Source organism: Thiohalorhabdus denitrificans (genome assembly GCF_001399755.1).
Lineage (GTDB): Bacteria > Pseudomonadota > Gammaproteobacteria > Thiohalorhabdales > Thiohalorhabdaceae > Thiohalorhabdus > Thiohalorhabdus denitrificans.
Window position 1 is genome coordinate 101,537 of record NZ_LJCP01000006.1, and the last position, 14,418, is coordinate 115,954.

Consider the following 14,418-nt stretch of genomic DNA (forward strand, 5'->3'; position numbering starts at 1 on the left):
CGGGTGCCGGACTCAGCTCGCCCTCGGCTGCCGCTGCTTGAGCCGGTAGAGGATCCCGCAGTACGGGCAGCTGAACTCGCCGTCCTCGCTCTCCTCGATGGGCAAAAAGACCCGGGGATGGGAGTCCCAGGTGGTCATCTCGGGGGTGGGGCAATGCAGCGGCAGATCGTCCTCGGTGACGTCGACGGCGCGGTATTGATTGGCGGTCACGGTGAATCCCTTCAGTCCTGGTAGACGAAATCGAGCCAGTCGGTGTGGCGGGCGTCGCGGCCGGCGACCACGTCGAAATAGCGGGCCTGGAGCCGCTGGGTCACCGGCCCCGCTTCGCCCGCCCCGATGGTGCGGTTGTCCATCTCCCGGATGGGCACCACCTCGGCGGCGGTGCCGCAGAAGAAGGCCTCGTCGGCGATGTAGAAGGTATCCCGGGACAGCGGCTTCTCCTGGACCTCGATGCCCTCCTCCCGGGCCAGTTCCAGCACGGTCTTGCGGGTGATCCCGTCCAGGGCCGTGGACAGCGGCGGCGTGTATAGGACCCCGTCGCGCACCATGAAGATGTTCTCGCCGGGGCCTTCGGCCACGAAGCCATAGGGGTCGAGCAGCACGGCCTCGTCGAAGCCCGCCTCCTGCGCCTCGCGGTGGGCCAGCATGGAGTTGAAGTAGCCGCCGGTGAGCTTAGCCTCGGTCATGGTGATGTTGGGGTGGTGGCGGGTGTAGCTGCTGGTGACCGCCCGGATCCCCTTCTTGAGCCCCTCATCGCCCAGGTAGGCCCCCCACGGCCAGGCCGCCACCACCACGTGCACCTGCAGGCCCTGGGCGTTCAGCCCCATGGCCTCGGAGCCGTAGAAGGCCAGCGGCCGGATGTAGCAGGAGTCCAGCCCGTTGGCCCGCACCACCTCGCGCTGGGCCTCGACGATGGTCTCCTCGGAGAACGGCATGGGCATCTGCATGATGTGGGCGGAGTTGAACAGCCTCCGGGTATGCTCCCGCAGCCGGAAGATGGCCGCCCCGCGCTCGGTGTTGTAGGCCCGTACGCCCTCGAACACCCCCATGCCGTAGTGCAGGGTGTGGGTGAGGACGTGGGTGGTGGCGTCCCGCCATTCGACGAGCTCGCCGTCCATCCAGATCTTGCCGTCGCGGTCGGCCATGGACATGTTGTTCGCGCTCCCGGTTCGCAAGCTAAGCGGAGATGGGGTTCGGGGATGGGTCGGCGGCGGTTCAGCCGGTGCGCACGGGCGGACCCAGGATCGCCTCGAAGGCCGCGCTGACCCGGTCCCGGGTGGCTTCCAGGCGCGGTACGACGGGCCGCCATGCGGGGTCCACCATGCGGTCGAGCTGCTCCCGCCAGGTGGGATCGGCGGTTACCTCCACCTGGGCGCGATCCTCGAAGAGCTTGACCCGGTTCTCCAGGGTCCGGAACAGCACGTAGGCCTCGTCGAGGTCCCGGGCGGTGTCCGGCTCGATGAGCCCGTGCCCGGCCAGGGCGCTCAGGGCGGCGCGGTTGCTGGTGGCGAGGATGGCGGGGGTACGGTGGGCGTGGCGCAGGCACAGGTACTGGATCAGGAACTCGATGTCGATGAGCCCGCCCCGATCCCGCTTGATGTTGAATACCCCCGCGGGGGAGGCGTGCTCCGCCAGCATGCGCCCGCGCATGTCCCGGACCGCCTCCGCCAGCGCCTCCTCGCCCCGGGGTCGGGCCAGGATCTCCCTGCGCAGCTCCTGAAAGGTGGCCCCCAGGCCGGGGGACCCGGCCACCGTCCGCCCGCGCAGCAGCGCCTGGTGCTCCCAGACCCAGGCCTGCTCGAGCTGATATTCCCGGAAATGATCGATGGAGGCCGCCAGCGCCCCGGACTTGCCGCCGGGGCGCAGCCGCATGTCGATGCTATACAGGGCCCCCTCGGCTGTCAACGTGGTGACGAAGTGGATCAGCCGCTGCCCCAGGCGGGCGAAGAAGCGGCCGTTGTCCATGCCCCCACGGCGGCCGCCCTCGGTGGTTTGGTCCTCCCCCCGGCTGTCGTGCAGGAACAGCAGGTCCAGGTCGGAGCCGTAGCCCAGCTCGGCGCCGCCGAGCTTGCCCAGCCCGGCCACCAGGAAGCCGGCCTCGCGGCGCTCGCCGCCGTCGGTGCACATGGGGCGGCCGTAGCGCTCGGTGAGCTCGTTCCAGGCCATGGTCAGGGCCCGCTCCAGGGTGAGCTCGGCCACCTCGGTCAGCCCCAGGCTCACCTCGTCCAGCTCGGCGAGGCCCTGGAGGTCGCGGGCGGCGAGGTGGAGCACCTCGATGCTCTTGAAGCGCCGCAGGCCGTTAAGGCGGTCCTCCAGGTCGTCGGCGTCCTCCAGCTCCCGCTCCAGGGCGGTGGCCCGGGAGGCGCGGAGGCGGCAGGCGTAGAGGTCCTCGGGGTCCAGCACCTCGTCCAGGAGCATGGGATGGCGGCCCAGGAAGCGCGCAAGGAAGGGGCTGCCGCCGCACAGGCGCACCACCTGCGCCAGGGCCACGGGGTTCTCCGCGAGCAGGGCGAAGTAGGTGGAGCGCCCGCCGATGGCCTCCAGCACCTCGGCCATGCGGGACAGGGCCACGGCCGGGGCGGGGGTCTTGCCGGCGGCACCGATCAGCAGGGGCATGAGGCGGTCCAGGCGCTCCCGCCCGGTGCGGGTGAGGCGTTGCAGGAAGGTGGCGCCGCGCAGCTGCTCCAGGGTGGCCAGGGCGTCCCCGGGATGGAGGTAGCCGTGGTCCGCCAGGATGTCCCGGGCCTCCTCGCCTTCGGCCTGGCCCTGCCAGACCCGCTCCAGGGGCGGCTCCTCCTCCTCGTGCACCGTCTGCGGCGCGGCGAAGGTCTGCTCGAAGGCCTCCTGGACCCGGTCGCGGTGGCTGTCCAGGGCGTCGAAGAAGGCCCCGGTGTCCGGGAAGTCCAGGCTGCGGGCGAGGGTCTCCAGGGCTTCGGGCTCCTCGGGGAGGCGATGGGTCTGCTCGTCCCCCGCCATCTGGAGGTGGTTCTCCAGGCGCCGCAGGAAGAGGTAGGCCGCCACCAAATCGTCCAGGTCCCAGGCGGGCAGCAGCTCCAGCTCGCGCAGGGCGGCCATGGTGGCCAGGGTGCCGCGGCCCCGAAGCTCGCGGTGGCGGCCGCCGTGGAGGAGCTGGAAGGCCTGGACGATGAATTCGATCTCGCGAATGCCGCCCCGGCCCAGCTTGAGGTCGTCGCGGTAGCGTCGGCTCTCCACCTGGCGCTGGATCTGGGTCTTGAGGCTCCGCACGGCCTCCACGGCGCCGAAGTCCAGGTAGCGGCGGAAGATGAAGGGCTGTAGCTCGGCCAGCAGGCGCTCGCCCTGCTCCAGGTCGCCGGCTATGGGCCGGGCCTTCACCAGTGCGTAGCGTTCCCACTCGCGGCCGTGAACTTGGTAGTATTCCTCCATCCCATCAAGCGGCTGGGCAAGGGGCCCGCCGTCGCCGTGCGGGCGCAGTCGCATGTCCACCCGGAAGGCGAAGCCATCGGCGGTATGCTCGGAAAGCAGCTGAATGACCGCACGCCCCAGACGCGTGAAGTAGGTGCCGTTGTCGAGGGCCCGCGGCCCGTCCGTCTCCCCATCCGCGGTATAGGCGAAGATCAGATCGATATCCGAGGAGAAGTTCAGCTCGCCGCCCCCCAGCTTGCCCATGCCCAGGACGGTGAGGGTGGCCGGGCCGCCGTCCGGGGTGCGGGGGGTGCCGAAGCGCGGCCGCAGCTCCCCACCGGCGAAGCCCAGGACCGCTTCCACCGCCGCCTCCGCCAGGGCGGTGCTCTCCCGGGCGGTGCGGGGGAAATCCACCCATCCCGCCAGATCGCGGAAGGCGATGCGCACCATGAGCCAGTTGCGGGCTCGCCGCAGGGAGGCCAGGAACTCCGCGCGCTCGGTGCAGCCGCTCACCGCCTCCTGGATGCAGGCCCGCACGTCCTCAGGCGTCCAATCCTCCCGCAGCCAGTGGGGATTGGTGGTCAGGTCGTGCACCAGGGCCGGATACCGGCGCAGCTCGCGGTGCACGAAGGCGCTGCTGGCCAGGACCCGCAGCCAGGCCTTGCGCAGTCCAAGGTCGTCCAGCAGGGCCTCCGCCAGCCGGGCTCCGGATGAGCCGCCGATGATCTCGCTGAGGCGCAGGCAGCCCGCTGCGGCCAGGGCGTTGCGGTCGGTGGGGGATGGGTCGGATGCAGTCATGGCGCCCATCTTGCCCCCGGGGGCTGGCACCGTAAAGCGGGACCGGGGCCCCCGCCGCCCATGACCGAACCCGGGTCCTCCCTCCCCTTCCCCTGGTGGCTGCGCCCGACCTTCTGGCGCTGGGTCCTGCGCGCCGTGGTGGCCCTGCTCCTGCTCCTGGTCGCGCTGGCCGCCTGGATCCTCCTCTATCCCCCCTCCCTGGCCCCGGTCCGCACGGAGCTCCAGGAGCTGGCGAGCAGCAGGATCGACCGCCCCGTGGCCTTCGAGGAGCTCAGCTGGACCTGGGTGGGAGGGCTGAAGGTCCGCGTCTCCGGCGTGGAGGTGGGCGGCCACAGCCTTCGGGTGGAAAGGGTGCGGGTGGGGGTGGAGCTGCTGCCCTTGCTCCGGGGGGAGGTGCGCCTCCAGGAGCTGGAGCTTGTGGGCCTGAATCTGGAGCTGGAGCACGGGGCGGCGGGCCGGCTCTCGGCGGGCGGTCTCCGGGTGGACCCCGAGGAGAACCGGGTCTTCGGCCTGCTGGACCGCTTCCAGCGGATCCGCATCGTGGACAGCCGCCTGCGCTGGCGGGACCGGGGTCCCGCCGAGCCGGTGCACGTCACCCTGCGGGACTGGCAGGTGGACCTGGAGCGGATGCCGGAGGGCCATCGCGTGGATGCCCGCGGTTCCCTGGAGCAGGGAGTGGTGGGGGCGCGGGGGCGCATCGGCCGTTTCGGGGCGGGCCCTCCGGGGTGGGAACTGGATGCCCAGGTCTTCGGGTCCGCCCTGTCCCCCGAGCCTCTGCGGCCCTATCTGGGCGTGGAGGGGCCGGAGCGCATCCGGGGCAACCTCGCCTTCCTGGCGGCGGTGACCGGTAGCGTGGAGGAGGGCCTGCGGGCGGAGGGCAGCGCGCATCTGACGGAGGCCGGCCTGCGCTGGCCCGCCGCCCTGCGCGGCCCGATCAACGCCCTGGATGCCGGAGGGCGCTTCCGCTACCGCTGGGGCCGGGAGGGGCAGGACCTGACCGTGCGCGACCTGGAGCTGAGCCTGGGTGGCGTGCGCCTGACCGGTGGCGGCGAGCTCCGCATGGAGGCGGCGGGCGGGGCCCCGCGGGTGGACCTGGAGCTGGAAGGGGAGCCGGCCGCCCTGGAGGACCTGGCGCCGCTTCTCCGGATCCGGGCCCTGCCCCGTTCGGGTCGCGACTGGCTGCAACGGGCCCTGGCCGGCCGCCTGCGTGCCACCCGGCTGGAGGTGCGCGGGCCCCTGGAACGGTTCCCCTTCCCCGAGGGCGAGGGCCGGTTCCGGCTGGAGGCGGAGGTGGCCGATGCGACCCTGGACTACAGGCCCGGGTGGCCGGAGCTGCAGGACGTGGCGGGCACCCTGACCGTGGACGGGACCCGTCTGGGGTTCGCCGCCCACGCCGGGCGGGTCCTGGAGGCGGAGCTCGGTCGGTTGGAGGTCTCCGTGCCCGACCTCACCGCGGACCCGCCACGGCTGCGCCTGAACGGGAACCTGGACCTGCGCCTGGCCGACGGCATCCGCTTCCTGGAGCGTGCCGGGCTGGCCGAGGCGGGGCTCCTGGGTCCGGGGGTGCTGGCGGGACGGGGCCGCCTGGACCTGGGCATGGACGTCCGCCTCGCCGGCGGCTCGAAGCCGGAGGTGTTCGGTCAGCTGCGGCTGGACGGGGCCGCCTACCGCCCCGCTCCCGGCTGGCCGGCGCTGGTGGGGGTGCAAGGGAAGGTGGATTTCCAGGGGCCTCACATCCGGGCCGACGGCTTGCAGGGGCGCCTGCTCGGGGAGCCGGTGCGCCTGGGCCTGGAGCGGGCTCCGGAGGAGGCCTTCCGGGCCCGGGTGGAGGGGACATTGCCCGCCCGGGCCCTGCGGGGGACGGCGGAGCGCCTTGGCCGGGGTCACCCTCTGCTGCGGCGGGTGACCGGTGACCTGGGGACCCGCCTGACGGTGGTCGCTGGGGAGGGCCAGCGTCGTATCCGGGCCCGACTGGACCTGGAAGAGGCCGCCCTCGCCTTCCCCGAGCCCCTGTTCAACGGCATCGGTCAGGGGGGATCCCTGGAGCTGTCCGGGGACCTGGGGGGTGCCCCGGAGCTCCGTCTCCGGCTGCGCAATGCGGGCCGGGATTGGCGCGCCCGCTGGGCGCAGGACGGTGGCGACGCGGGGATCGCCGTGGGCTTCGACCGACCCGCGCCGGAGCCCGAGGCGGGGACCCTGCGACTACGGGGGAACCTGGGGACCGTGGCCCTGCAGCGTTGGGTCCGGCTGGCGGGCGAGCTGGCCCCGGGCACGGGGGGTGACTGGGAACCGCCCCGTCTGGAGGCGGACCTGCGGGTGGGGAAGGTCCGCTGGGGCGCCCGAGACCTGTACGCAGGCTGGGTGGAGGCGCGGGGGGATCCCGCTCCCGACGGGTACCGCCTGCACGGGGCCCTGGAGGGGGACCGCGGGGCGGGCCGGTACCTGTGGCAGCACCGCAGGGAGGATGTGGACCGCGCCGTGCTGCGCATCCGGCGCCTGAAGCTGCCCGGGCTGGGCTCCTGGAGCGGCGGCGGGGACGCTGGGGGTCTGGGGCCGGCGGATATCGCGCCGGTGAACCTGCGGGTCACCGCGGACCGGATCGATATGGACGGTCCGGTCCTGAGGGACCTCCGGATGGAGGCGGACCTCTCGGCGGAGCGGTGGATGCTGCCCGCGCTGGAGGCGCGCATCGGCAAGACCGAGCTGGGGCTGCAGGGGGCGTGGACGGCGGAGCGGGACCGGACCCTGCTGCAGATGGACCTGGCGACGCAGGACCTCGGCCGCTGGTTGCGGGACGTGGGGATCTATCCGAGCATGAAGGGGGGAGCGGGCACCGTCGAGGCCGCCCTGAGCTGGCCGAGCCATCCCCTGGCCTTCGACCGCGGACGCCTGGACGGGGTGGTCGACCTGGCCGTGCGGGAAGGGGAGATCGAGGAGCTCCACTTCCTCAGCAAGGCCCTGTCCACCCTCAACGTCCTGGACTGGCCCCAGCAAGCGGTGCGCGGCTTCCGGGACCTCGGCCGCAGCGGGCTGGTGTACCGGGATTTGAGCGGCGGCGCCGTCATCGCCGACGGCGTCCTGACCATCCAGGAGATGGCCCTGGACAGCGCGGCCCTGCGGCTGGCGGTCCGGGGCGGCGTGGACCTCGGCGCCCGCACCTACGACCTGGGCCTCCACCTCCAGCCCCTGCAGACCCTGGACCGGGTGGTTTCCGCGGTGCCCCTGGTGGGCTACCTCCTGACGGGCCGGGAGAAGGCCTTTGCCACCCTGGACTACCGGGTGGAGGGCCCCTGGGACGATCCGCAGGTTGGCGCGGTGAACCCCTCGGAGCAGCCGGACTTCATGGAGGTCCTCCTGGACCGTATCAAGAGGATGCAGTGGGAGGATTTGGCGCCATGGCGCTGATGCGGATGTGGATCCTGGCGGCGCTGGCCCTGCTGGCCGCCCTGCCCGTGCACGCGGAGGTCACCCTGGAGGAGGACGGCTGGAACGCCCCCGAGGGGCCCGTCGCCGCCGCCCGCCACCCGGCCCTGAACGCCGTGCTGAGCGAATACGTCGGTGCCTCCGGGGCCCGGGTGGAGTTGGCCCATGACGGGGAATCCGCCGGCACGGCCTGGGCCCGGGAGGTCCGGGACTGGCTGGTGGTGCTGGGGATCCCCGGCAGCCGGATCTGGACGGAGGCGGGTGGCGCCGAGCCGGGCACCCTGCGCCTGGCGGTGCGGCCGGGAGGGGCGGAACGGTGAGCGCCCCCCGCGCGGCCGCGGTGCAGATGGTGTCCACGGACGACGTGGAGGCCAACCTCCGGCGCGCCCGCGCCCTGCTGGAGGACGCCCGCGAAGCGGGGGCGGCTCTGGCGGTGCTGCCGGAGAACTTCCCCTTCATGGCCGGGGACGAGCGGGCCAAGCTGGACCACGCCGAGCCGGAGGCCGGCGGCCCCGTCACCGCCTTCCTGCGCGAGGAGGCGGCGCGGTTGGGCCTCTGGCTGGTGGGCGGGACGGTCCCCTACGCCGCCGGACCCGACCGGGTGCGGGCGGCCTGCCTGCTGGTGGACGACCGGGGGGAGATCCGGGCCCGCTACGACAAAATCCACCTGTTCGATGTCCAACTGGAGGGCGGCGAGGGCTACCGGGAATCGGCCACCATCGCGCCGGGAGACCGTCCGGTGGTGGCCGATACCCCCTGCGGGCCGGTGGGTCTGGCCGTGTGCTACGATCTCCGCTTCCCCGAGCTGTTCCGGGCCCTGGTGGACGCCGGGGCCGAGTGGCTCGCCGTCCCCGCGGCCTTCACCCGCACCACCGGGGCCGCCCACTGGGAGGTCCTGGTGCGGGCGCGGGCCATCGAGGAGCAGGTGACGGTGGTGGCCGCCGACCAGGGCGGCGTGCACCCCGGCGGACGCGAGACCTACGGCCACAGCATGGTGGTGGACCCCTGGGGCGCTGTGCTGGACCGGGTGGAGACCGGCGAAGGGCTTGCCCTGGGCCCGGTCGACCGGGACCACATCGCCCGCGTCCGCCGCCAGCTCCCCGCCCTCGCCCACCGCCGGTGGAGCTGAACGCCCCGGCCGTTCCACGGAGCACGCGGAGCGGCGGCTCCCGCTCCTTCCCCGTGGGGACGCGACCGGACGCCGGGCGAAAAACGCGCTGAACCCTTCCAGCCTCCCCGTGCGAGGTATCCGCATATGACCGATCAGTGGCAGGTGGCCGAGGAGCTGCTCCTGCGGCCCGCCGACATGGATATGAACCAGATCCAGTCCGCCCTGGGCCAGATGATGGCCCGGCAAGTGGACTACGCGGACCTGTACTTCGAATACACCCGCCGCGAGGGCTTCAGCCTGGAGGAAGGCCGCATCCAGGGCGGCTCCTACGGCATCGACTCCGGGGTGGGAGTGCGCGCGGTGAGCGGTGAGAAGACCGGCTTCGCCTACTCCGACGAGATCGTGCCCGGCGCCCTGCTGGAGTCGGCCAAGGCGGCGCGCGCCATCGCCACCTCCGGCGGCGACGGCAGCGCCCCCGCCCTGACCCGCGGCCAGGGGCCGGCCCCGCTGTACACCGCCGCCGACCCGCTGGCCTCCCTGTCCGACGCGGCCAAGATCGAGATGCTGGAGACCGTGGACGCCGAGGCCCGGGCCGCCGACCCCCGGGTGCGCGAGGTGATGGCCGGCCTGTCCGGGGCGTTCAAGACGGTGCTCATCGCCCGCGCAGACGGTCGGCTGGCCACCGACGTCCGGCCGCTGGTGCGGCTCAACGTGCAGGTGATCGTGGAGCAGGACGGCCGCCGCGAGCAGGGCATGACCGGCGGCGGCGCCCGCACTGGCTATACCTGGTTCGACGACGCCACGGTGCGCGGCTACGCCCGCGAGGCGGTGCGCCAGGCGCTGGTGAACCTGGAGGCGGTGGACGCCCCGGCCGGCGCCATGGACGTGGTGCTCGGCCCCGGCTGGCCGGGCATCCTGCTCCACGAGGCCATCGGCCACGGCCTGGAGGGCGACTTCAACCGCAAGGGCACCTCCGCCTTCAGCGGCCGCATCGGCGAGCAGGTGGCCTCCGAGCAGTGCACGGTGGTGGACGACGGTACCCTGCCCGACCGGCGGGGCTCGCTGACCGTGGACGACGAGGGCGAGACCACCCAGCGCACGGTGCTGATCGAGAACGGCGTCCTCAAGGGCTACATGCAGGACGCCACCAACGCCCGCCTGATGGGCGTGGCGCCCACCGGCAACGGCCGCCGCGAGTCCTACGCCCACCGCCCCATGCCGCGCATGACCAACACCTACATGGAGAACGGCAGCTACGACCCGGCCGAGATCATCGCCTCCGTGGACAAGGGCATCTACGCCACCCAGTTCTCCGGCGGTCAGGTGGACATCACCTCCGGCAAGTTCGTGTTCTCCGCCTCCGAGGCCTACCTCATCGAGAACGGCGAGATCACCAAACCGGTGAAGGGGGCCACGCTCATCGGCAACGGCCCGGACGTGCTCACCCGGGTGGCCATGGTGGGCAACGACAAGCAGCTGGACACCGGCATCGGCACCTGCGGCAAGGAGGGCCAGTCGGTGCCGGTGGGGGTGGGCCAGCCTACCCTGAAGATCCACGACCTGACCGTGGGAGGCACCCAATGAGCGCGGGCATCGATCACGAGGCCATCGCCGAGCGGATCCTGGAGCGGGCCCGGAGCCATGGGGCCGACCAAGCGGAGGTGGGCATCCAGACCGCCTCCGGGCTCTCCGCGGAGGTGCGTCTGGGCGAGGTGGACGCGCTGGAGTACCACCGCGACAAGGGCTGCTCGGTGACCGTGTACCTGGACGGCGCCAAGGGCAGCGTCTCCACCTCGGATTTCTCCGAGGAGGCCGTGGATAACGCCGTGGCCAAGGCCTGCGACCTGGCCCGGCGCACCTCCCCCGATCCCGCCAACGGGCTGGCGGATCCGGACCACCTCGCCACCGAGGTCCCCGATCTGGACCTCGACCACCCGGTGGAGATGGAGCCGGAGGAAGCCATCGAGCGGGCCCGCGCCTGCGAGACGGCCGCCCGGGCCGTGGACGGCCGCATCAGCAACAGCGAAGGCGGCGAGTTTTCCTGGAGCCGGGGCACGGTGGTCTATGCCAACAGCCACGGCTTCCTGGGGGGCTACTCCGGCACCCGCTACGGGGTATCCGCGGCGGTGGTGGCCGAGGAAGGCGGCTCCATGCAGCGCGACTTCTGGTATTCCACGGCTCGCGACCTGAGCCAGCTGGAGGACGGCGAGGCGGTGGGCCGCCGCGCCGGGGAGCGCACCGCCCGCCGCCTGGGGGCCCGGCGCATCAGCACCGCCCGGGTGCCGGTGCTGTTCGAGGCGCCGGTGGCCGGCAGCCTGCTCGGTCACCTGGTGGGGGCGGTGCGCGGCTCCAATCTCTATCGGCGCAGCTCCTTCCTGGTGGATGCCGCCGGGGAGCAGGTCTTCACCCCGGGCATCACCATCCGCGAGGAGCCCCACCGGCCCAAGGGGCTGGGCAGCGCCCCCTTCGACGGGGAGGGGGTGGCCACCCGGCAGCGGGACCTGGTGGCCGACGGCGTCCTCACCGGCTACTGCCTGGATTCCTACTCCGCCCGCAAGCTGGGCCTGGAGACAACCGGCCACGCCGGCGGTGTGCACAACCTCTACCTGCTTCCCGGCGAGCGCGACCCGCAGGCGCTCCTGCGGGAGATGGGCACCGGGGTGCTGGTGACCGAGCTCATCGGCATGGGGGTCAACACCGTGACCGGGGACTACTCCCGGGGCGCGGCGGGCTTCTGGGTGGAGAACGGCGAGATTGCCTACCCCGTGGAGGAGATCACCATCGCCGGGAACCTCAAGGACATGTACAAGGACATCCAGGCCGTGGGCAGCGACCTGGAGCTGCGCGGCAACGTCAGCGCGCCCTCGGTGCTCATCGGCGGGATGACCGTGGCCGGGCAGTAGCCAACACTGAATTCACCGCAGAGACGCGGGGAACGGCAAGGCGAGGCTCCCGCAGGATTTCCTTATTTCCTCGGCGCTTCCCTGCGTCTCCGCGGTCATTGGTAACGCTCAAGGAGGCTTTACTTGGACGAACAGCAGCTGCCCCAGCTCCTGGAGGACGTGAAGGAGGCGGTGCGCGCCGCCGGCCGCGAGGTGATGCAGTACCAGGGCGGGGCCAACGAGCAGTGGGAGAAGGGGGTGGACGACCCCGTCACCAAGGCGGACCTGGCCTCCGACAAGCTGCTGCGCGAGCGGCTGCTGGGGCTGTGCCCGGAGTGCGGCTGGCAGTCCGAGGAAACCGTGGACGACCAGTCCCGCCTGGAGAAGGAATGGGTGTGGGTGGTGGACCCCCTGGACGGCACCAAGGAGTTCCTCGAGCAGGTGCCCGAGTTCTCCATCGCCGCCGCCCTGGTGCATAACGGCAAGCCCAAGCTCGGCGTGGTGTTCAACCCGGCCACCATGGAGATGATCGCCGGCGCCGAAGGGGCCGGGGTGACCTACATGGGCGGCCCCGCCCGGGTCAGCGAGGAGCGCTTCCGCGCCGCGGCCTCCGTGGCCGTGAGCCGCAGCGAGTACAAGCGCGGCGAGTTCGACGAGGTGGCGGCCACCATGCACCTGCGCCCCATCGGCTCGGTGGCCTACAAGCTCGCCCTGGTGGCGGCGGGCCAGGTGGACGTCTTCTACACCCTGACGCCGCGCTGCGAGTGGGACATCTGCGCCGGGGTGTACCTGGTGCAGGCCGCCGGCGGGCTGGCCACGGAGAAGGACGGCGCCGAGGTGGTGTTCAACAAGCCCGAGGGCAAGACCCGGTCCCTGGTGGCGGCCAACCCCGCCCTGCACGCCGATCTCCTGGAGGCCCTCAAGGACACGCCCCTGGCGCCGGACCTGCGCGCCTGAGCGGAGGGGAGCCGCCGCAAGGCGAATTGAACCGCCAAGAACGCCAAGGGCGCCAAGGAAGGCAAAGACAAACCACCAAGAAGCCAAGAAGACCTGAGAATACCGATCGAGATTTAAAGAGAGGTTGATTCTTCTCTTTTTCCCGTCTTTCTCTTGGGGTACTTGGCGGTTAAATCCTTTCGGCGTGTTTCTTGGTGTCTCGGCTTATTGATGCTTTCTGGTCCATCGACTTTCCGCCATCCAGGGGAGAAAGCCCGTGGAGTTCCATTGGCCGCCCCTGATCAGGTCCCTGCTGGATCCTTCCCGTTATCCCCACCCCGTCTCACGGGTCGAGGTGGTGGAGACGCACATCTCCTACGTCCTGCTCACCGGCGACTACGCCTACAAGGTCAAGAAGCCGCTCGACCTGGGCTTCCTGGATTTCTCCACCCTGGCCAAGCGCCGGCACGGCTGCGAGGAGGAGCTGCGCCTCAACCGGCGCACCGCACCGGGGCTCTACCAAGCGGTCCTGCCCATCACGGGGAGCCCCGAGGATCCCGAGCTGGACGGCGCGGGGGAGCCCAACGAATACGCCGTGCGCATGGTGCAGTTCGACCCCGCCCTGCGCGCCGACCGCTGCCTGGAGCGGGGAGAGCTGGGTGCCGCGGAGATGGCGGATCTGGGCGAGCGGGTGGCCGAGCTCCATGAGGGGGCCCGCCAGCCGGCACCGGACCAGGAATACGGCACCTGGGATGCGGTGCGGCGGGACCAGCGGGAGAACCTGGAGCAGCTGCGCGCGGAGCTGCCGGGGCTCGGCCTGGAGGAGGAGCGCTTCGCGCACCTGGCGGCCTGGGTGGAGGGGTTCCTGGAGAGCCACGGCGACCTGTTCGGGGAGCGCCGCAGCACCGGGCGGGTCCGGGAAGGGCACGGCGACCTGCACCTGGCCAACCTGGCTCTCCTCGACGGCGTCCTCACGCCCTTCGACGCCATCGAGTTCGACCCCGCCCTGCGCTTTACGGACGTCATGGCCGATGTGGCCTTCACCTGGATGGACCTGCGGTTCCGGGAGCGGCGGGACCTGGCGGTGCCCTTCCTGAATGCCTACCTCGAGGCGGGGGGCGATTATCCGGGGCTGCGCCTGCTGCCGTTCTACACCGTCTACCGCGCCCTGGTGCGCGCCAAGGTGGCGGCCCTCCAGGCCGGCGAAACGGAGGACCCGGAGCGGCGGGGACGCCTGCGGGAGGAGGCCCTGCGCTATTTCGCCCTGGCCGAATCCGCCGCCGGGGAGAACGCGGCCATGCTCATCATTGCCCGCGGCGTGACGGGGGTGGGGAAGAGCCTGGTCTCGCGCCCCCTCCTCGCCCGCCTGGGCGGGGTGCGGATCCGCTCGGACGTGGAGCGCAAGCGCCTCGCGGGCCTGGAGCCCGAGGCGGGCAGCGGTTCGGCGGTGGGGGGCGGCATCTACGGCGAGGAGCTGTCGGCGCGGACCTATCAGCGCCTCCTGGATCTCGCCCGTCCGGCGTTGGCAGCCGGCTTCCCGGTCTACCTGGACGCCACCTACCTCGCCGGTGAACGGCGGCGGGCGGCCCACGCCCTGGCCGCCGACCTGGACGTGCCCTACGTCATCCTGGACCTGCACGCCCCCGAGGCGGTCATCCGTGGCTGGCTGCGCGAGCGCGCCGGCCAGCAGGGGGTGGTCTCGGAGGGAAACGAGGCGGTCCTGGAGCATCAGCTGGCCCATCAGGATCCCCTGGACGCCGACGAGCAAGCCCACGCGGTACCGGTGGATACCAGCCGGGAGCTGGATTTCGACGCCCTCGCCGCCGAGGTGCGGCGGCGCGCGGCCCCTGCCAACGGCGGGGCCTAGCGAGCCCCGCCGACGGC

10 protein-coding genes are annotated in these 14,418 nt (G+C 72.2%); 7 read left to right on the forward strand and 3 right to left on the reverse strand.

Annotated elements, in window-relative coordinates; all coding sequences use genetic code 11:
• Nucleotides 1-12: 12 nt before the first annotated feature.
• From AN478_RS14245 to glnE, 3 genes are all read right to left on the reverse strand, one after another.
• A complete protein-coding gene (locus AN478_RS14245; protein WP_231627312.1) occupies nt 13-210 on the reverse strand; it encodes a zinc-finger domain-containing protein in 198 nt (65 codons plus the stop codon).
• An 11-nt stretch (nt 211-221) separates the two neighbouring features.
• Nucleotides 222-1,151: a branched-chain amino acid transaminase gene (locus AN478_RS01945; protein WP_054964940.1), complete on the reverse strand. Its 930-nt coding sequence runs from the start codon at nt 1,149-1,151 to the stop codon at nt 222-224.
• 64 nt (nt 1,152-1,215) lie between these two features.
• Nucleotides 1,216-4,182 carry a bifunctional [glutamate--ammonia ligase]-adenylyl-L-tyrosine phosphorylase/[glutamate--ammonia-ligase] adenylyltransferase gene (gene glnE / locus AN478_RS01950; RefSeq protein WP_176758752.1) on the reverse strand — a complete coding sequence of 989 codons (2,967 nt, stop codon included), beginning with the start codon at nt 4,180-4,182 and terminating at the stop codon, nt 1,216-1,218.
• Nucleotides 4,183-4,242: 60 nt separating this feature from the next.
• Here glnE and AN478_RS01955 point away from each other — a divergent pair, with 60 nt between their 5' ends.
• From AN478_RS01955 to AN478_RS01985, 7 genes are all read left to right on the forward strand, one after another.
• A complete protein-coding gene (locus AN478_RS01955) occupies nt 4,243-7,587 on the forward strand; it encodes a YhdP family phospholipid transporter (RefSeq protein ID WP_054964942.1) in 3,345 nt (1,114 codons plus the stop codon).
• Nucleotides 7,578-7,925, forward strand: a complete 348-nt coding sequence (locus tag AN478_RS01960) for a hypothetical protein (protein WP_054964943.1) — start codon at nt 7,578-7,580, stop codon at nt 7,923-7,925. Before AN478_RS01955 ends, AN478_RS01960 begins: the two co-directional genes overlap by 10 nt.
• Nucleotides 7,922-8,734 carry a carbon-nitrogen hydrolase family protein gene (locus AN478_RS01965; RefSeq protein WP_269434433.1) on the forward strand — a complete coding sequence of 271 codons (813 nt, stop codon included), beginning with the start codon at nt 7,922-7,924 and terminating at the stop codon, nt 8,732-8,734. Before AN478_RS01960 ends, AN478_RS01965 begins: the two co-directional genes overlap by 4 nt.
• A 126-nt stretch (nt 8,735-8,860) precedes the next feature.
• On the forward strand, nt 8,861-10,300 hold the full coding sequence (gene tldD, locus AN478_RS01970) for a metalloprotease TldD (RefSeq protein WP_054964944.1): 1,440 nt from the start codon (nt 8,861-8,863) through the stop codon (nt 10,298-10,300).
• The gene (gene pmbA / locus AN478_RS01975; protein ID WP_054964945.1) at nt 10,297-11,619 is read left to right on the forward strand and encodes a metalloprotease PmbA; all 1,323 of its coding nucleotides are present in this window, start codon (nt 10,297-10,299) and stop codon (nt 11,617-11,619) included. Before tldD ends, pmbA begins: the two co-directional genes overlap by 4 nt.
• Nucleotides 11,620-11,742: 123 nt before the next feature.
• Complete coding sequence (locus AN478_RS01980; RefSeq protein WP_054964946.1) at nt 11,743-12,555, forward strand: 3'(2'),5'-bisphosphate nucleotidase CysQ; 813 nt, start codon at nt 11,743-11,745, stop codon at nt 12,553-12,555.
• A gap of 256 nt (nt 12,556-12,811) precedes the next feature.
• On the forward strand, nt 12,812-14,401 hold the full coding sequence (locus AN478_RS01985) for a bifunctional aminoglycoside phosphotransferase/ATP-binding protein (protein WP_054964947.1): 1,590 nt from the start codon (nt 12,812-12,814) through the stop codon (nt 14,399-14,401).
• Nucleotides 14,402-14,418: the final 17 nt, after the last annotated feature.